Genomic DNA, 17,861 nt, shown 5'->3' with positions numbered 1-17,861 from the left:
TACCCATTTTAGTCATTTCAAGCCAGGTTTTTTAGAAACAGGCTTTTAGCTTTTTCAGCACCACTCGATCCAGCGTCAGCAGCGCCGAGCGCAAGCCACCCGAGTAGCCCCAAAAAAAGCCGACAGGCAGATGTCCTGGCGGTGCATCCAGGCTGGTTTTGAGCTCGCCGTACCCCAGCCAGCGACCTTGGATCCGCCAACCCACGGCTTCCCCCATACACTCTTCGCGGGGCAAGGCGGAGAAGGATCGCGATCTGCCTATTGAGGTTCCTCCGGGGTCGCATCCTTGCCACAGTTGCTTTTGAACGCTAAAGCCAAAGCGCCCATGGCTGGCCCGCACCCACAGTTGGTCAATCAGCCGCAGCATGGGGCAGGGGAAGGCCTGAACATCCTTGGGATCAAAAAAGCCCACTTGCGAGCGCCCAGCAAGCTTCAGCATCAGGGCTGTCGTCCAGCGATCCGCCTCCCCCCACTGCCCCGCTCGCAGCCGATCCCACAGACCTTGCAAGGCAGGGGCTGCTTCCCCCACCCACTCTGGCCAAGAGAGAGTTCCGGGCAGGGATCCCCCCTTCCCTCTCTCCTCTGGACAGACCTCAGGAAAAATCAGGGATCCGGATCCCTCTTCTCTTCCAGCTTTTTTGGCAGTGGCAGGGGTGGGAGGTGCCACCAGTTGCTCTAGCTCTTCCGCCGAGTGCCGGGACAGGAGCTGTTCCAGCTCGTCTTGGGGTTCTGGAGGCTGGGCCAAGATCTGCTCCAGCTCCCTCAGCTCTTGGGTGCGGATGGCTGGCTCAAAAGCAACCGGCTTCCTCCCTTGTTGAGAGGCTTCTGCCGGTAACAGTGCCAGCCACTCGGCCATGGTTTGCGGGCGCTCTTCTGGGTGGAGAGCCATCCCTTTGAGAATGGCAGCCTCCACAACCTCGGGAATGTTGGGGTTAAGGCTGCGAGGGGTATCCAACTGGCGGCCTGTGGCCCGCACTGGCGCACACATAGGCACCATCCCCGTCAGCGCCGTGTAGAGGGTTGCTGCCAAGGCGTAGACATCGGTGAAGGCGCCGCGGCGGCGCAAGCTGTCGTATTGCTCTAGAGGAGCATAGCCATCGGTGCCGTAGGAGGTGTGGCGTTGGATCAGACCTTGGGTGTAGCCGCGAGCTAGGCCAAAGTCGATCAAAACTGCCTGCCCGGATCCCTCCCGCACCATGATGTTGGATGGCTTCACATCCCGATGCAGGATCCCCTGTTCGTGCAAGGCCATCAGGGCGGATCCCACCTCCCGCGTCAGGCGCAGGGCTTCCGGCAGGGGCAACGGCCCTTTTTGCCGCAGAAGCTGGTGCAGAGTCTGGCCGCGGATGTACTCCATCACAATACACCAGCGCTCCTGCTCCCAGATCACCTCTTCCACCTTCACCACATGGGGGTGGCGGCAGCGGGCCAGTTGCAGCGCCTCGTTCATGAAGTTCTGCTGGAAGTGGGGATAGTCGGGATCCTCACGAAGGCTGTCGTTCAAAACTTTGATAACCACCTGGTCGGCACGAACGCTATCCCAGGCCCGGTAGGTAATGCCGAAGCCCCCCTCCCCCAAAACGGCCTCGATGCGGTAGCGTCCCCCTTGCAATTGTTCACCAACTGCCCAAGCCATACCTGACCCCCGCCTCTAGGGCCATTGTGTCACGGGGATCAAATTGACGGCACATAAAACTGCTTAGAAGTCTACGGGCAGCACTCCAGTTTTCACCTGGAAGGTGCGCGCTTGTCCATCGCGGATGACCCGCAGCGTCAGCGTATTGCCCACCCCAGCGGCTTCCACCAACTGCTGCACCTGTTCGGCATCGCGGATGGCCTGCCCATTGATTTCAGTGATCACATCCCCCTCCCGCAAGCCAATCTCCTCAGCCGGGGATCCCGAAATCACCTGCCCGATCAAGACCCCTTCTTCCACTGTCAGCGTGGTGGGACGAGCGGGGTCGCGGTTGAGGCGGGCCACAATGTCGGGGTTGAGGGTGATCATGCGAATGCCCAAGAAAGCGTGCTCTACCCGACCATTCCGGATCAATTGCTCGGCAATTTCCATGGCGCGGTTGATGGGGATGGAAAAGCCGACGCTCTGAGCTCGCTGGAAGATGGCCGTATTCACCCCAATCACACGCCCTTCCGCATCCAGCAGTGGGCCACCCGAGTTGCCGGGGTTAATGGCCGCATCCGTTTGCAGGAAAGTCACCCGCTTGTTGACAGCCCCAATTTGCCCGGAGGAGCGCCCGACGGCGCTGATGATCCCAGCAGTTACGGTATTGTCCAGGCCCAGCGGGTTGCCAATGGCGATGGCCCAATCCCCCGGTCGCACCAAGTCAGAGTTGCCCAAAGTAACCGTGGGCAGATTCTCCCCCTCAATCTTGATCACCGCGATATCGGTAACCGGGTCTGAGCCCTTCACCTCCCCTTCAAAGGTGCGCCCATCCAGCAGGTGAACCCTGACCCGCTCGCTGCCTTCCACCACATGGGCGTTGGTGAGGATCAGGCCACTGGCGTCGATGATAAAGCCCGATCCGGTGCCCTCCTGCTGAAACTCCTGCGGCAACTGCGGTATCTGATTTCCAAAGAAGCGGCGAAACAGGGGCTGGTTGAACAGTTCTGGGTTGACCCCCCTCGACACAGTGCGGGTGGCATCGATGCGCACCACCGCTGGGCCGACCTTTTGGGCGACTGCAGCAATAAAATTGGAAGGCCGGACAGCATCGGCGGGAGGAGCAGAATTCGCAGCCTCAGGGCGGGGCTCAGACCAGGGCAAAAGGGATCCCACTCCCTCACTGGCCCGTCGCGTCCAAGTGATCAGGGGAGTTTGCTGTAACCACTCCTGCCCCGCTCGAGACGATAGCCAGACCCCACCTGCGACGCCTCCACCAAACAGAGCCATCGCCAAAAGTGTATGCCGTAGAATCCGCGCCATGCTCCCTCCCAAAGCTAAGCCGTATCGCCAAGACTCAAAAGGCGTGAACCCGCTCCCCCGACTTACGCCATCAAGACCCAGTTCACTCCTGGTCTATTCTATCTATTCCTACTCTTTACTTTTGGATGTTCGGGGTATGTGTGCTTACCCTAGCAAATCTTGCGGACAGAGGCAGTGCTCGAAACGCCCAAAATGATCGGGGATCCGAGTATGCTCCATTCCTCCGAGCCGCAAGGGTGGGATCTGTGGCAGCGCCACCGCGCCTGGATGCAGTTGGCCTTGCGAGAAGCTGAGCAAGCGGGAGAAGCCGGAGAGGTTCCGGTGGCCGCTCTGGTGGTGGGGCCAGGGGAAAAGTTGCTGGCTTTGAGCAGCAACCGGCGGGAACGGGATCGGGATCCCACGGCCCATGCGGAGATTCTGGCCCTACGGCAGGCAGGGCAGCGCTTGGGCGATTGGCAGCTGCAGGGCTGTCGGCTGTATGTGACCCTGGAGCCCTGCCCCATGTGTGCGGGGGCAATCAGCCAATCGCGGCTGGCCCAGGTAATCTACGGCGCCGATGATCCCAAGGCCGGAGCACTGCGCAGCGTGCTCAATTTGCCAGCTTCTGCCGCCAGCTTCCATTGCCCGGAGGTCATCGGCGGAGTCTGCGAGGCCGAGTGTCGCCGCCTATTGCAGCAGTGGTTTTGCCGCCGGCGCGGGATCCCCTCTGAGCCGGCTGAATCCTGACCGAGGGACTGGGGGCGGAAAATTCTGGGTTGAAGTCGTGCATCTGCAGGATGTTTTTGATACTGTCATAACGGGTTCGGCTGGCCCTTGCCCGGGATCCCGCACCAGCCTCAAAAAAGGCTTTCCGAGTGCGGGATCTCTTGAGCCCAACGGTGGCCGCTTGGGTTGTTGAGGGTGCGTCGGCCCTATGCCTGGATTCTCAAAACCCGACTTGTCTGGGATCCCTCGCTGGCTATGCCCAGCGGCGGGTAGTCTTTCACAGAGGATTGGTGTGTGACTATTGCCCTCTCCTTTTCTCCTCTCCCATCAGCTTGGCTTAGGAGTATTGCCCTTCTGGTTTGGGCTTGGCTGTGCTTGACCTTTCCGGTGCAGGCACGGGTGCTGCTGCGGGTAGGTATTGCCGTCAACAAGCCCCAGGTCACCGTCGGCAGCTCTACCGGAGCCCGCCTATTGAATGCCCAGGGACAGCCGCTGGCAGAGGTTCAGGCCATGCAACCGCTGCAGGCCAGCCGTTCGGGTTCAGCAGTCAGTTTGGCCGGCCAACAGGGAGAACGTCTTTACCTACAGCCCACCACCTCCGATGGGTTAGTGTTTATCGACCAGAATTGGTACCGTGGCTTGGTGGAGCTGATCCCTGGCGAGCGTGGGGTGATTGCCATCAACCAAGTTGGCTTGGAGGACTACGTTTCCAGCGTGGTGGGCAGCGAGATGGGACACCGTTTTCCCATGGAGGCTCTTAAAGCCCAAGCCGTGGCCTCCCGCACCTATGCCCTCTACCACCGCAGTCGCCGTTCCCAGCAGCCTTTTGACTTAGGAAACGGGATTGATTGGCAGGTTTACAAGGGAGTGGCTGCCGAATCCAGCCGTACCCAAGCGGCTGCCCGTGAGACCGCCGGGCAGGTTCTCATCTACCAGGGGCAGTTGATCAATGCGGTTTTCCACTCCTCTGCGGGGGGACATACAGATGATGCAGGCAACGTCTGGTTAGAATCGCGGCCCTACTTACAGGGGGTGCCGGATTTCGATCAGCACTCACCGGTGTTTAGCTGGACGGCCACCGTTCCTGCCCAACAGATTCAGCAATTGGCTGCCGGGATCGGTGCCATTCGTTCTGTGGAGGTACTGCGCAGCTCCCCGTGGGGACGGGCAATCACGGTGCGCTTGACGGGATCCCAAGGGATCAGAGATCTCAATGCCGGCGATTTTCGTCGGGCTCTTGGGTTGCGCAGCACAAAGATTGCCATTAGCCCGCGCGGGGAGGCCGCCACTACGGCCAGCCTGGCTCCTGTGGCAGGGACATTCCCAGCTTTCTTTGAGATTCATGGGCGGGGCTACGGGCACGGGGTGGGCATGAGCCAGTGGGGAGCTGCCGCCCTGGCCAGCCAAAACTACTCTTACCAACAGATCCTCAGCCACTACTACCGCAACACCAGTCTGGCAGTGGTGGAAGGACGTTAAGGCTCAACTTCAAGGAGAAGCCAACAAAATCATCGATTGGTAGCAAAAGTAGCTGCAGTTTTTAAGAGCTTATGAGAAGCAGCATTTTAATTGAACCGGAGGGGTTCCCCAAGGGTTCGTTGGGGTTCTGTAGATTTTGTTAACTTTGAGTTAACTCTAATGTTGCACCATCTCTTACGATAGACGGGCAGCTTCTAGACGGGCAGCTTCTGCCGGAATCGAAAGCTGGGCTGCCTGTGAACGCTGCTTTTGAAGGCTCCGCGCTGCTATGACAAGATCGAGAGAAGCCCTGGAAAATTTGGGTTACGTCCCCTGAAGATTTTGTAGAGATCTTGAATTCCCCCCTCAGAATCCTCAGGATCGGCTCAATAATAATTTTGAGATACGTTTACCAGGATCGACCTCTACCTCTTCTTTTTCGAGCCCATAACTTTAACCCCAGGTATCTGTCCTATGTCCATTGCCACCTTAGCTCCTGCTTTTCCCGAACGTTGTCCGGTGCTGCCGGAAGCGCTCACGCCCCTGTGCGAGATCGCCCGCAACTATTGGTGGACCTGGAACCCGGATCACCTCACCATTTTCCGGGAAATGGATCCCGCCCTGTGGGAAAAAACCTCCCACAACCCGGTGCGCATGCTGGAGGAGGTTTCCTACTTGCGGTTGGCAGCCTTGGCCACCGATGTGAACTACCTCAACACGTTGAACCGGATGGTGCAGTCCTATCGGCAGTACATGACGGCTGAGGATACCTGGGCCAAGCGCACCATGAAAACCTACGACTGGCAGCGTCCTATTGCCTATTTCTGTGCCGAATACGGCTTGCACGAGTCTTTGCCCACCTACTCTGGCGGGCTGGGTATGTTGGCCGCCGATCACCTCAAGTCGGCTTCAGATTTGGGAGTGCCCCTGGTGGCCATCGGGTTGCTCTACCGTCAGGGCTACTTCCAACAGCGCCTGGACAACAATGGCTGGCAGGGGGAGCTTTACGAAGACTCTGAGTTTGAGTCTCTGCCGTTGACTCTGGTGCGCCAGCCGGATGGCAGCCCTCTGTTGGTGGAAGTGGCGATGCGGCAGCGGTTGGTGAAGGCGCGTGCCTGGCGAGCAGACGTGGGCCGGGTGCCGCTCTTTCTGCTGGACACCGACCTGCCGGAGAACGACCCCATCGACCGCTGGATTACCGCCCACCTCTACGGGGGCAGCACCGATACCCGCATCGCCCAAGAGTGCATCCTGGGTATCGGTGGGGTGCGTCTGCTGCGCCAGTTGGGTTTGGATCCCATGGTCTATCACATGAATGAAGGGCACGCTGCTTTCCTAACGCTGGAGTTGCTGCGGGAGGAAGTGGCGCGGGGCACCCCCTTCGAGACGGCGGAGGCCAAGGTGCGGGAAAAATGTGTGTTTACCACCCATACACCGGTGCCGGCTGGCCACGATGCCTTTAGCCCCAATGAGATGGATGCGTTCTTTGCCTCCTTCTGGCCTCAACTGGGCCTGACGCGGGAACAATTTTTGGCTTTGGGAGCTCGGCGCACCGGGGATCCCTGGGAGCGCTTTAACATGACGGTGCTGGCTTTGCGGTACGCGCGGGCAGCCAATGGCGTAAGCAAGCTCCACGGACGGGTTTCTCGCGAAATGTGGCATGTGCTCTACCCTGAGCGATCGGTGGATGAGGTGCCCATCAGCTCCATTACCAATGGGGTTCACGCCCGTACCTGGGTTTCCCCCCTCTTCTGGAATCTCTACGACCAGTACTTGGGCCCCGATTGGCCGGAGCGGGTGTCAGACCCGGAACTGTGGGCCAAGGTGGAAGAGATCCCAGATGAAGAACTGTGGCGGCGCAAAGAAGCTCTGCGGGAGCGGCTGGTGTCTTTCACCCGTCACCGGGTGTTGCGGGCCCGGCGCAATCGCGGCGAAAGCAACGAACGCATCCAAGCGGTCAACCAGTTGCTGGATCCCAAGGTCTTGACGATTGGGTTTGCCCGTCGCTTCAGCACCTACAAGCGAGGAGATTTGATCCTGCGAAATCTGGAGCGAATTACCCGCATCTTCACCAACAAAGAGTACCCTGTGCAAATTATCTTCGCCGGCAAGGCCCATCCGCGGGATGAAGGGGGCAAGCGCCTGATCCAGCGGGTGGTGGAATGGTCGAACCGGCCTGAGGTGGCCAACCGGGTCGCCTTCATCGAAAACTACGATGCCTATGTCGGTCGCAATTTGGTGCAGGGGGTCGATGTGTGGCTGAACAACCCGCGACGCCCTCTGGAAGCCTCTGGCACCTCAGGGCAAAAGGTGGGCTTCAGTGGGGGATTGAATTTGTCGGTGCTGGATGGCTGGTGGCCGGAGGGTTACAACGGTCGCAATGGCTGGGCTATTGGCCAAGAAATCGAAGGTCTGGATCCCGCTGCCCAAGACGACTTGGACGCCAACTCCCTCTACGACTTGTTGGAGTATGAAGTAATCCCCATGTTCTACGACCGGGATGAGAAAGGGATCCCACGTCGTTGGATTGCCCGCATGAAGGAGGCGATCCGCACGCTCAACCCCGTTTTCAACACCGACCGCATGGTAGCGGAGTACGTGCTGAAAATCTACGAGCCTCAGCCCCTGGAAGCAGAGGCGAGCCGGACTTTGTTGGGTTCGGCTGTTGCCGGCTAGGGTGGACTCCCCCTCTCCCAGCGCAAATCATACAAAACATTGGGATCCCTCTCTCCTCAAGAGGAAAAGCAGGGATCCCAAGTTTGAGCTTGGGGACAAGAGACTAGGCGCCAGCGTTGACGGCCATAGGCAGAGTCAGCGGCTCTGGCTCCTCTTCGGGGGGCAACATCACCACCTCAGAGTTGTCGATGATGGCCTGCAGCTCTTCCCCATCGATGGTTTCGGCCTCCACCAAACGACGGGCGATCCGATCCAAGAGGGCGCGGTTTTCTCGAATCAAGTAGGTAGCCCGTTGGTAGGCCTCGTTCACCAGCCGCCGCACCTCTTCGTCGATGAGGGCTGCTGTTTCCTCCGAGAAATCCCGTTCTGCGGCGATCTCCCGGCCCAGGAAAATGTTGGCGTATTGGCGGCCCAGGGCCACATTGCCCAGTCGGTCGCTCATGCCAAAGCGGGTCACCATGTTGCGGGCGATGCGGGCCACCTGCTGCAGGTCACTGGCTGCCCCTGTGGTGATCTCCGACTCTCCATAGACCACTTCTTCGGCCACGCGCCCACCCAAGGCAACAGTCATCATGTTCTTCAGATGGGCACGGGTGGTTAGTCCCATGTCGTCATCGCTGGGCATGAACCAGGTGAGGCCACCTGCTTGTCCCCGGGGGATGATCGTCACTTTTTGGATGGGATCGTAGTTGGGCAAGAGGGATCCCACCAGGGCATGGCCCGCCTCGTGGTAGGCCACCAATTCCTTGCGCCGCTCGCTCATCAGCCGATCCTTCTTCTCTGGGCCGGCCAACACCCGATCCACCGCGTCGTTGATCTCGTCCATGGAGATCTCGGTGAGGTTGCGGCGGGCTGCCAGAATGGCTGCTTCGTTCAGGAGGTTGGCCAAATCGGCACCGGTAAACCCAGGGGTACGGCGGGCCAATTTCTCCAGATCCACATCGGCAGACAGGGTTTTGCCGCGGGCATGCACCTTGAGGATTTCTAGCCGGCCCTGAAAATCGGGGCGATCCACCGTAACTTGGCGGTCGAAGCGACCGGGCCGCAGCAGCGCCGCATCCAGCACATCCGGTCGGTTGGTGGCCGCAATGACGATGATACCGGAGTTGCCCTCAAAACCGTCCATCTCGGTGAGCAACTGGTTCAGGGTCTGCTCCCGTTCGTCGTTGCCACCTCCCAAGCCAGCTCCCCGCTGGCGACCGACTGCATCAATTTCATCGATGAAGACGATGCAGGGAGCATTTTGCTTGGCCTGCTCGAACAGATCCCGCACGCGAGAAGCGCCGACCCCAACAAACATCTCCACAAACTCGGAGCCGGAAATGGAGAAAAAGGGCACACCTGCTTCTCCGGCTACGGCGCGGGCCAACAGGGTCTTACCGGTGCCGGGCGGGCCCACCAGCAGCACCCCGCGGGGAATCTTGGCTCCCAAAGCGGTGAAGCGCTCTGAGTTTTTCAGGAAATCCACCACTTCTGCCAGCTCCAGCTTGGCCTGATCGATGCCGGCCACATCGTTGAAGGTAATTTGGGTTTTCGGCTCCATTTGCACCCGTGCCCTGGATTTGCCGAAGTTGAGAGCTTGGCTGCCTGGGCCATTTTGAGCCCGCCGCAGCAGGAAAAAGAGCCCCAGCAAGAGCAAAACTGGCAGGAAGAAGGTGCTGAGAATGCGCCCGAGTAGCCCCTCCTCTTGGACAGGACGCACGGCCAGCTCCACCCCGTTGGCAACCAGGGTGTTCTCAAACTCGGGGGTAAGGGGGGGCAGATTCACCTGCACTTGGGTGGCGCGGTTGTTGATTTCTGCCTCGGCGATGGCAACCTGGCGACCATCCGGGGCCGTCTCCACCAAAACTTTGCTGACCTCGCCCCGTTCGACGCGGCTGATCAGGTCGGAGTAGCTGATCTCCAAACGCTCAGGCGGGCGATTACCCAAGAAGGTGGTGGCTAAAGAGATCAAGACGATGGCCAGCAGCGCATATAACCCCGCGCTTCTCCATTTCTTGTTTTTACCTTTCTGACTCACGGAAGTGTTTCCTCCCAAAGGGTGTTTTTGAATCGAACTCGCAGATGGTGACCTATGGGTAACAATCTGGGGTCGGGTGGGTTCTTGCAGCAACAGACTGTTAATTAATATTAACCTGACTGAGAGGGTTGCCGGGGATCCCTGCAATTCCCCTCTTCTGGCCGGGAGTTTGGGGATAGGATTGAGAGACCAAGGCTGTGCCGTCAGCCAGGATAGGTGGTGTTTTTTCCATTCTCATTCCAGCTTGCCCAGGGATCCCTATGCTGACTCAACTGCGCGAACTGAGCATCGCTGCCGACGGGCGCTATCTCAGGGATGAGGAGCTGCAGTTCATGGAGACCTATCTAGCCTCCTTTGACCTTCGCCTGAGCGCCTATCGCAAGATTCAGGCGGCGGAGGCCCAGATCATCCGGGATGTGGAGATGAAAATGCGCGCGCTGGATCCCTACTTGCTCATGCGAGGGGTGGAAGACTTCAGCAACAAGTGGAAGGCTGACACCGTGCGGGTTTTGCGCCTTTCGGCTTTGGCCATGCTCCTGGACGATGAGCAACGCTACAAAGATCGATTTCTCTACTGGTTCCAAACACTGATGCGAGCCTTCCGCACCCAACGCAGTTGCGAGGCCACCTATCGCTTCCTACAAGAAGTGATAGCCAATTACCTCACCCCCGAAGAAACCAAGTTGATCAGGCCGATTCTGGAAACCAACCGCACGCTGTTGGGCCTCAACTAGGCAGCCGTCTCAGCAGACTCTCCAGAACCAGCCGACTCCACCACCTCCAGCTCATCAGCCTGGAGATGGGCACGGAACTTGTTGTCAAACTGCACCTGAAAGGGAAAGTTGGCGCTGATCGGGCGGCCATTCCAATCCCGAATCACGGCCTTCAGCTCCCCTTCCATGCCTTTGAGGTCGAAAGGTTGATTGCGATGTTCCGGGTGGTGATAGACAATCACGCTGGTACGCACCCGCACCCGATCTCCAACTTTCATGTCTTGCCCTCCTGAAAAGGCAGCATACTGCAGGAACCGACTGGAAACACTCTAACTCAATCTCTAAGCAAGCTTTCCGGATGTGGAGAAGTGTGTGGAAACTGAAACAGTAGTTTGCATTTTTCTCAAGTTCCCTCTCACTTTGGATGACCCGAGAACATTCCCTCAAACTCAAGCCATGAGCCCGACCCAAGGGATCCCCCTGACTGGCCACTGGATCCCTGCATTGTATACATCCTTCCAGAGAACTTTAGGGTGTGGCAAGGAAAATCAAATGAGGGCTTTCAACCTCATGGGATCCCTATTGGGCAGGAGGCTGGTTTCGCCGGAAAAAGCTGCGTCTAGCCAATCTCAGCTTCCACCGGGATCTGGGAAAGAGAGAAGGCGACCTTTTGTTGCTCCACCAAGCGGTCGAATTCTCGCTCGAAGGTGACCAAGGCCCGGTTGGTTTTGCCCCCCAAGTAGAGCCCCGTCTCCGTTTGCAAAGCCCAGATTTGGCTGTAGCTGAAGTAGCTCATCACCACCCCCACCATCAACAGGCCAAATCCGAGATACACCGCAGGGATCCCTGGATCCGATTTAATTTGCAGTCCGGTAGCGCCGATCACCTCATCCAGATACAGAGTGAGGGGGTTGGGGAAGCGTTGGGGAGCGACCTCGTCGAGGGCCAAGCTCATGCCTTGGCGCAGGGATCCCATCCATTGCCCTTCAGTGTCGTAGAGCAGGGCTGTCCCCTGCAAATCCGGCAGCAGCAGCGTGAGTCCCTGGCTCATGTCCGGCTGGGTGGGCACAAAAGCGCCCCAGAGTTTGTTGCCTGCCTCGGTACGCACCGGCACCACCGGGATTTGAAAAGTGGGGCTGTTGTTGATGCGGATGCGGATGCTGTCGATGCTCCAATCGGCTTGGTAAAGGGTCACACCCCGGTAGGAGAGAGGATGGTTGACGGAAATGGTCTGACGTTTAACCTCCTGACCCTGATCCAAAATCGAGAGGTCGGAATAAAACTGCTTGACCCGGCCATCGGCAGCGTAGTCAATCCAGAAGCGATTGGCCCGAATTTGCCAGGTAGGCAAGTGAGCGCGAGCCAGATCCCCTGCTCCGGTCAAGTGTTGAATGGAAGCCACGCCGCCGCTGGGAATGAGTTCTTGGGCCTTGAAGCCGCTAATGCTGCCCCAAATGGCCCCCAGCAAGATCAGCAGCATGCTGACATGCACCAAGATGGGGCCGATCCTGCCGATTAACCCTTTGCGGGCGTAGAGGTAATGGCCCTCCTGAAACACCAGATAGCCCTGTCGACGCAACTGCTGCGGCAGACCTTGTAAAGATTGCTGAGGCAGATACGTCCGAAACGGCAGGCGCTGAAAAGACTGCGGGCGGGTGAGATAGCTCCAACGGCGGGCCCTCTTCAACATCGGCCATTGGCGCGTCAGGGAACAGGCGGCAAGGCTGCTGCCGAACAGGATCAAAATGGCCAGAAACCAAGGGGTGCGGTAGACGTGATCCAATCCCAAGCTCAGGATCACCCGCCAGGTGAGAAAGCCAAACAGGGCCGGATGCTCTGGATAGTGAGCCTGATAAAAAGCCGCCGTTTCCTCTTGCTCGATCACCGTGCCGGTGGCGCTCAAGACCGCAATTGCCAACAAAAGGCCAATGGCCAGGCGCAGATCCGCCAGCAGCGGCAGCAGCTCATGACGAAAGTACCGCCGCAGCGAGGAAACCCAGCGGGCAAGCGGGAGAGAGTATATGACCATGAGAAGTTTGTCGGCTCAAGATTCAGACCGCTGCTCTTGCCAGGCAAGGTGCAGTCCCCAACAGGGTGCTGTAGGTGTAGCCCCATCTTAGCCTGCAGCAGCAGGGATCCCTTAGACCCAGGCCGACAGGATCGTTACGCTGCCGAACCCCACCAACACCACCCCACTGGCATAAGTGAGCCAGCCCGACCAGCGCCGCAGGGCCAACAGTTGCTTCACCAACCCGGTAAACACCCCCGCCAGGAGCAGGGGAAAGGCCAACCCCAGCCCGTAAGCCAGCAACAGCCCACCCCCTACCCAGGGTTGCCCTGTGGTGGAAACCCAGGCCAGCAAAGCCACCAAAACCGGCGTACTGCAGGGAGAGGCCACCAGGCCAAAGGTTAACCCCAGCAACACTGCCCGACCCAGCCTGGGCCATTCTCCGGGAATCTCGAGGCGGTTAAACCAATCGGGAAAACGCAGGGGGATCACCTCCAACAAGTTCAGCCCCATCAAAATAGCAATTCCCCCCACCACAACAGGCCCGAAGGATCCGGTTTGTCCGTAAACGCGACCCAGCAAAGCTGCCGACAAACCCAGCAGGGTCAGGGTAAAAGCCACCCCAGCCGCAAAACCCAAAGATTGAGCCCAAACTTGCCACCGCCCTTCCCCAGCCGTTTCCTCAGAAGCGGGGGTGTAGCCGCCGATGTAGCCGATGGTCACCGGCAGCATAGACAACGTGCAGGGGGAAAGACTGGTGAGCAAGCCCGCCAGACCCACCACCAACAGACTAACGGGAGAAAGGTGCTGCAGTTGAAACTGAACCAGCTCAGTTGCCCATTGTTCTAGGTGGTAAAGCCAGAGCTGAGCCGCATTCAACATAAGCTCAATCTGTCAACATAAGCCCAAGGTAGCATGAAGGATCCCCGAGCCCGTTCAAGATATCTTTGCTATCCATTCCCACCGCCCAGGTTGTGGAGAATTTCGCGAGGATGGTTGACGGGGAACTGCTGCCATTCCTGTTGAGCTCGTTGCAGCACCAGGAGCAATTCGTCCCACCTTTCGCCAGCGATCAACTGCTCTATCTGTCGTAACTGGGCTTGGTAGCTGTGCAGGGCAGTCAGCAGCGCCTGTCGGTTGTGGCGGGCCATTTCCAAACCCAATTGCGGGATCCCTCCGCCAACACGGCTGGTATCGCGGAATCCGCTGCTGGCCAAAGTGCGGGCCAATTCCAGAATCGCGGGATCCCCTTCTTGGCTAACCGCTGCGATCAAACTGGCGCTGACCATAACTGGCAAATGGCTGATCCAGGCCACCGCTCGGTCATGGCGTGCGGGATCCGTGAGGACAGCTTCTGCGCCAACAGCAGCAATCAGTTCTTTCACCGCATCGAGAGCCTGAGGTTGGGTCTCGGCGATGGGAGTGAGCACGTAAGGCCGCCCCCGAAACAAGTCAGCTTCTGCCGCTTGGATCCCTTGCAGGCTTTTGCCGGCTATGGGGTGCCCCCCCACAAACCAGGGCCACAATTCGGTTGCCGGAGCAACGATGGGCTGCTTAACCGAGCCGACATCGCTCACTACGGTTTCTGCCGACAAATAAGGCAACAGGGCGGCTAGCGTGGCCAACACCTGCTCCAGAGGGGTACAGATCAGCACCATTTGCGGATCAAAGCGGGCCAACTGGGCCAACTCGGTTCCACAGCCTTGGACAGCACCCCGTTCCAGAGCCTGTTTGCAGGTGGCCGGGTTGCGGCTTATCCCCCAGACGGAATATCCCTTTTCGGTCAGTTTGAGGGCCAGGGATCCGCCAATCAACCCCAACCCGACAATGGCAATGCGCATAGTATCTCAGTAAGCCAGTGAAACTCCTTTTTTGACACCACCAACAACCGCTTCCAGGTGTAGTAGGAGGCTACTCCCGTAGCTCAGCGATACTCGCCACCGGCGGGCAAGCCTAGTTCCTTCCGAAGCTCCCGCCGCAGCAGCTAAATTCTCGGCCAGGGACTGTCCACTTGTCCATTTTTAAGTCAATATAGGGGTAACATCCGGGCTTGCTTACCCTGCGGATTCGTGGTAGCCAAACTGGCCTCCGACAGGAAAAACAAGGGCAGGCCTTGGATGTATTAGCAGGAGATCGGCCCGCTGTGGACTGCTGTTGCGCCGAAGGGATCCCAGCCTTTCGTGCCGGCTCAGCGCAGTTCTTCTTCGCTTACTCAAGAGCAGGTGTCCCTCTTCTCAGCGATTCTCCAGAACTGTACCCATCGAGCCACTTTCACAGCGGGCTCGGCTTTTGGCCTGCGAGTTCCCGCTTTAACCCCCGTTGGGGAGCACTCTGTCGTTTAGGAGATTCTATGCCTAGTGAACCCAAAACCCGCAAGAGCCGTGAAAGCACTAACCCGCGCCCGCGCGACCGTCGTCGTGAATCGGCCAAAGGGAGCAAAGGGGCAGTCTCAGCCACCCATCTCTCCTTGCCGAAGTTAATTCAAGAGAATGCGGTGCTCCAATCTCGCAGCCAGTTGTTGTTGATGTACAGTGACTTCCAAACCGAAATGCCCAACGATGGCAAAACCGGTGTGGGCACCTGGCTACAGTCTCGACTCAAGGAGCACGGCATGCCCAGCCTGCTGCGTTTTGGCCCCCGCTCCCGCCCCCAGGTTTTCCGCCGCGATGAATTTTCCGAGTGGATTACGCTGGCTCTGGCCTCTGTTAACCCCAACAGCGATACTGCCCCCCAAGAGCACCTGAGCTAGGCCGGAAGGGGAAGTTGAGCGGTAGAAGCAGAGGTTGCTGGCCCAGGGATCCCGCCACGCCCGTTGAGGGAAGAGGGTGAACTGGGCTTTTCTGTATCCGGCAATAGCAGGTCGCGGATGAGGCGAGCTGCCGAGCGTTGCAACCAGCGGGAGGCCAATTGACGGCCCAGTTGTTGAGCTTCCGGTTTGGCAGCCACCTTGGCAACAATCGGCAGAAGCTGCAGCGGCTGAAAGCTTGGGTTGCTGCTGAGGAGTTCCCACAGACGCTGCAAATGAGCCAAGCCATCTGAGCCGCCCTGGGATCCCGAGCTGGAGAAGAGCACATCCACTAGGCGCTCCCGCAGGAAAGCGCCCCGCTCAGAAAAGATAAAATCAACGGCCTTTTCCAGGGATCCCTGCAGGTCAAAATCCTCGCTGTTGACGGCGTTGCGCAGCAGGTTCTCCAGGCGGTTCCAGCGAAATTGCCCCTGGTTAAACAGCAGCTCCCGCAGGGATACGCGCAGCTCCGGGGCCGGGTCGGTGAGCAGGCGCTGAGCCACGTAGGGATAGGCCACGCTCAACACCTTAAAGTTGGGATCCAGGCCGATGGCGATCCCTTCCAGGGTGAGCAAAGAGCGGATGATCAAGGCGTAGTAGGCGGGAACTCGAAAGGGAAAGTCGTACATCACCCCCGAGAGCCGATCGGTGATGCTCTTGAAATTCAGTTCGGAGACCGATTTGCCCATCGCTTCGGCGAAGACAGCTTCCAGAGCAGGGATGATGGGAGTCAGGTCGGTATCTGGATCCAGGAACTCCAAGTCCACGTAGTCTTGGGCCAGCCCGGCAAAGTCTCGGTTTACCAAATGCACAATCGCCTTGATCAGGCCGTAGCGCTGATGGGGCGCGATGGTGCTCATCATGCCGAAATCGATATAGGCCAGCCGCCCGTCGTACATGGCCAAGAGGTTGCCCGGGTGGGGATCGGCGTGGAAAAAGCCATTTTCCAAAAGCTGCTTGAGGGAGCAATTGACACCGATCTCGATCAAGTGCCGTCCATCCAGCCCCGCAGCAGCGATTTTGTCAACCTGAGTCAGCTTGATGCCATCAATCCACTCCATCGTCAGCACCTTGGTGCGGGTGTACTCCCAGTAAATTTTGGGAGCGTAGATGGAGGGGTGACGGTACAGCGCCAGGAACCGCTCGGCATTGCGGCCCTCCTGCGTGTAGTCCATTTCTTCGTAGAGGCGCCCGGCAAACTCATCGACGATGCCCACCAGGTCGCTGCGGATGCGGCGGAAAGTGCGTTTGGCCCAGGCGGCCAGGCTGCGGACAATATACATGTCGAGAGAGATGCGCCCAATCAAGTCGGGCCGCTGCACCTTGACGGCGACTTTCTCCCCGCTGTGCAAGTAGGCCTGGTACACTTGCCCCAAGCTGGCGGCGGCAATCGGTTCAGGGCTGATCTCTCGAAAGATTTTGTCTATGGGTTTGCCGATCTCCGACTCGATGAGGGCAAAAGCAATGGCATTCTCGAAGGGGGGCAGCTCATCCTGCAGTTTGGCCAGCTCCTCCAGAAACAGGGGCGAAACCAGATCGGGACGGGTGGAGAGGGCTTGGCCGATTTTGATGGCTGTCGGCCCCAATTCCGTGAGGATCTCCCGTAGCCGGGCCGCATGTTTCGGGCGATTCTTCAGTTCTACTCCCCGCCAGCGATCCCAAAACACCCAGGCCAACAAGCCCAAAAAGGGGGTGATCAACTGAAACAGGCGCCGCACCACCAGATCCCAGCGCCCTCGATATTGCTTGGCCAACTGCTCTGGGTCGTAACGCAAGCTTGGCTCAGGAACCACCCCCAGATCTGCCGGAGGGATGGAGACAGCCCCAGAACCCAAGCCATCCTGCCTCGCTGCTATTGTCACTACCGGTGTTGCGCCCATAGATGCCCCAACGGATTCCGTAACACATCTTAACTTGCTGGCTCAGCCTGGCGACCCTCGGAGACAGCCACCAGCCTGCTCGATTGGGCTTGAAAAGGCCGGCCAAACCTTCAGAAAAGGATCTTCATCCTCTCCCGGAGAAGGTGACAGCAGCCCACCTACGGGGATCCCCGCCAAACCTAAAATGGGAAAACCGCGATCTCTGCCTTTGTGTCTGGATCCCCCCCTCTACGGCCTGCCGAGCCGAGTGTGACCGGATTTGCAGCCCTTAAGGCGCGCCACCTGCTGTTGGCCTTCTTGGTGATCAACCTGGGGGTAGGCTTGGGAGCCATCGCCTTGGCCCAGCTGTTTCATCTCCCATCTGACGATCCTCTGCTGGCCGACTTTGTCTATTGCGCTACATTTGTCCTCACCTGTATCTGGAGCTGGCGACGGGGGCAGCAAGCCCATCTGCAGATGAGACGGCTGTGGGGCAACTGGCGGGCTGCTATTCCTTGGGGATCCCTGCTGCGGGTGGTGCCGGCTTTGGTAGTGCTCTCCATCGGCACAACTTTACTGATGATCTACGTAAACTACCCGACTCCGACCGCTAAGCGGTACGGAGCGGGCTTTCAGTAGCCCTGAGCCTGCTCTGCTCTACCAGAGAACAAAACAAGCCCGGACCTCCAGGCTGGT

Annotated in this window: 14 protein-coding genes; 6 read left to right on the top strand and 8 right to left on the bottom strand. The window is 58.7% G+C overall.

The window, feature by feature from the left end; all coding sequences use genetic code 11:
• Positions 1 to 31: 31 nt before the first annotated feature.
• Together ACVWZJ_RS04975 and ACVWZJ_RS04970 are read right to left on the bottom strand one after the other, a co-directional pair.
• On the bottom strand, positions 32 to 1,636 hold the full coding sequence (locus tag ACVWZJ_RS04975; protein ID WP_457394998.1) for a serine/threonine-protein kinase: 1,605 nt from the start codon (positions 1,634 to 1,636) through the stop codon (positions 32 to 34).
• Positions 1,637 to 1,699: 63 nt separating this feature from the next.
• Positions 1,700 to 2,941 (bottom strand): HhoA/HhoB/HtrA family serine endopeptidase, encoded by a 1,242-nt coding sequence (locus tag ACVWZJ_RS04970; protein ID WP_457394995.1) that lies wholly within the window; start codon positions 2,939 to 2,941, stop codon positions 1,700 to 1,702.
• Positions 2,942 to 3,151: 210 nt separating this feature from the next.
• On the opposite strand from ACVWZJ_RS04970, the gene ACVWZJ_RS04965 reads away from it, so the two are divergent.
• The 3 genes from ACVWZJ_RS04965 (at position 3,152) to glgP (ending at position 7,780) form a co-directional block, all read left to right on the top strand.
• Positions 3,152 to 3,667, top strand: coding sequence for a nucleoside deaminase (locus ACVWZJ_RS04965; RefSeq protein ID WP_011432282.1), 516 nt, complete (start codon positions 3,152 to 3,154; stop codon positions 3,665 to 3,667).
• 273 nt (positions 3,668 to 3,940) lie between these two features.
• The gene (locus tag ACVWZJ_RS04960; RefSeq protein ID WP_071818140.1) at positions 3,941 to 5,125 is read left to right on the top strand and encodes a SpoIID/LytB domain-containing protein; all 1,185 of its coding nucleotides are present in this window, start codon (positions 3,941 to 3,943) and stop codon (positions 5,123 to 5,125) included.
• Positions 5,126 to 5,578: 453 nt separating this feature from the next.
• The gene (glgP, locus tag ACVWZJ_RS04955; protein ID WP_041436239.1) at positions 5,579 to 7,780 is read left to right on the top strand and encodes an alpha-glucan family phosphorylase; all 2,202 of its coding nucleotides are present in this window, start codon (positions 5,579 to 5,581) and stop codon (positions 7,778 to 7,780) included.
• Positions 7,781 to 7,883: 103 nt separating this feature from the next.
• On the opposite strand, the gene ftsH is transcribed toward glgP, so the two are convergent.
• The gene (ftsH, locus tag ACVWZJ_RS04950; RefSeq protein ID WP_011432278.1) at positions 7,884 to 9,800 is read right to left on the bottom strand and encodes an ATP-dependent zinc metalloprotease FtsH; all 1,917 of its coding nucleotides are present in this window, start codon (positions 9,798 to 9,800) and stop codon (positions 7,884 to 7,886) included.
• Positions 9,801 to 10,060: 260 nt separating this feature from the next.
• On the opposite strand from ftsH, the gene ACVWZJ_RS04945 reads away from it, so the two are divergent.
• Positions 10,061 to 10,534: a globin family protein gene (locus ACVWZJ_RS04945; RefSeq protein WP_011432275.1), complete on the top strand. Its 474-nt coding sequence runs from the start codon at positions 10,061 to 10,063 to the stop codon at positions 10,532 to 10,534.
• Here ACVWZJ_RS04945 and ACVWZJ_RS04940 read toward each other — a convergent pair.
• The 4 genes from ACVWZJ_RS04940 to ACVWZJ_RS04925 form a co-directional block, all read right to left on the bottom strand.
• Positions 10,531 to 10,791, bottom strand: a complete 261-nt coding sequence (locus tag ACVWZJ_RS04940; RefSeq protein ID WP_011432274.1) for a ferredoxin-thioredoxin reductase variable chain — start codon at positions 10,789 to 10,791, stop codon at positions 10,531 to 10,533. The two genes, ACVWZJ_RS04945 and ACVWZJ_RS04940, sit on opposite strands and share 4 nt — an antisense overlap.
• A gap of 341 nt (positions 10,792 to 11,132) precedes the next feature.
• A complete protein-coding gene (locus ACVWZJ_RS04935) occupies positions 11,133 to 12,542 on the bottom strand; it encodes a cytochrome c biogenesis protein (protein WP_011432273.1) in 1,410 nt (469 codons plus the stop codon).
• Positions 12,543 to 12,653: 111 nt separating this feature from the next.
• Positions 12,654 to 13,403 carry a cytochrome c biogenesis protein CcdA gene (locus tag ACVWZJ_RS04930; RefSeq protein ID WP_011432272.1) on the bottom strand — a complete coding sequence of 250 codons (750 nt, stop codon included), beginning with the start codon at positions 13,401 to 13,403 and terminating at the stop codon, positions 12,654 to 12,656.
• Positions 13,404 to 13,471: 68 nt separating this feature from the next.
• Positions 13,472 to 14,362: a prephenate/arogenate dehydrogenase gene (locus ACVWZJ_RS04925; RefSeq protein ID WP_457394987.1), complete on the bottom strand. Its 891-nt coding sequence runs from the start codon at positions 14,360 to 14,362 to the stop codon at positions 13,472 to 13,474.
• Between the two features lie 509 nt (positions 14,363 to 14,871).
• Here ACVWZJ_RS04925 and ACVWZJ_RS04920 point away from each other — a divergent pair.
• Positions 14,872 to 15,270, top strand: coding sequence for a hypothetical protein (locus tag ACVWZJ_RS04920; RefSeq protein WP_414330450.1), 399 nt, complete (start codon positions 14,872 to 14,874; stop codon positions 15,268 to 15,270).
• Here the strand turns inward: ACVWZJ_RS04920 and ACVWZJ_RS04915 are convergent.
• Positions 15,267 to 17,186, bottom strand: a complete 1,920-nt coding sequence (locus ACVWZJ_RS04915; RefSeq protein WP_011432269.1) for an ABC1 kinase family protein — start codon at positions 17,184 to 17,186, stop codon at positions 15,267 to 15,269. The two genes, ACVWZJ_RS04920 and ACVWZJ_RS04915, sit on opposite strands and share 4 nt — an antisense overlap.
• A gap of 249 nt (positions 17,187 to 17,435) precedes the next feature.
• On the opposite strand from ACVWZJ_RS04915, the gene ACVWZJ_RS04910 reads away from it, so the two are divergent.
• Complete coding sequence (locus ACVWZJ_RS04910) at positions 17,436 to 17,804, top strand: hypothetical protein (RefSeq protein ID WP_041436236.1); 369 nt, start codon at positions 17,436 to 17,438, stop codon at positions 17,802 to 17,804.
• The last annotated feature ends 57 nt before the right edge of the window (positions 17,805 to 17,861 follow it).

The sequence above is a fragment of the Thermostichus sp. OS-CIW-29 genome (assembly GCF_054058195.1).
The sequence above is the reverse complement of the archived record's forward strand: the minus strand, read 5'-3'. Positions and strand labels throughout refer to the sequence as shown.

Bases quoted from the DNA above. Each gene is read 5' to 3' on its own strand.
- ACVWZJ_RS04975 (WP_457394998.1), bottom strand. From the start codon at position 1,636: ATGGCTTGGGCAGTTGGTGAACAATTGCAAGGGGGACGCTACCGCATC.
- ACVWZJ_RS04970 (WP_457394995.1), bottom strand. From the start codon at position 2,941: ATGGCGCGGATTCTACGGCATACACTTTTGGCGATGGCTCTGTTTGGT.
- ACVWZJ_RS04965 (WP_011432282.1), top strand. From the start codon at position 3,152: ATGCTCCATTCCTCCGAGCCGCAAGGGTGGGATCTGTGGCAGCGCCAC.
- glgP (WP_041436239.1), top strand. From the start codon at position 5,579: ATGTCCATTGCCACCTTAGCTCCTGCTTTTCCCGAACGTTGTCCGGTG.
- ACVWZJ_RS04945 (WP_011432275.1), top strand. From the start codon at position 10,061: ATGCTGACTCAACTGCGCGAACTGAGCATCGCTGCCGACGGGCGCTAT.
- ACVWZJ_RS04940 (WP_011432274.1), bottom strand. From the start codon at position 10,791: ATGAAAGTTGGAGATCGGGTGCGGGTGCGTACCAGCGTGATTGTCTAT.
- ACVWZJ_RS04935 (WP_011432273.1), bottom strand. From the start codon at position 12,542: ATGGTCATATACTCTCTCCCGCTTGCCCGCTGGGTTTCCTCGCTGCGG.
- ACVWZJ_RS04930 (WP_011432272.1), bottom strand. From the start codon at position 13,403: ATGTTGAATGCGGCTCAGCTCTGGCTTTACCACCTAGAACAATGGGCA.
- ACVWZJ_RS04925 (WP_457394987.1), bottom strand. From the start codon at position 14,362: ATGCGCATTGCCATTGTCGGGTTGGGGTTGATTGGCGGATCCCTGGCC.
- ACVWZJ_RS04920 (WP_414330450.1), top strand. From the start codon at position 14,872: ATGCCTAGTGAACCCAAAACCCGCAAGAGCCGTGAAAGCACTAACCCG.
- ACVWZJ_RS04915 (WP_011432269.1), bottom strand. From the start codon at position 17,186: ATGGGCGCAACACCGGTAGTGACAATAGCAGCGAGGCAGGATGGCTTG.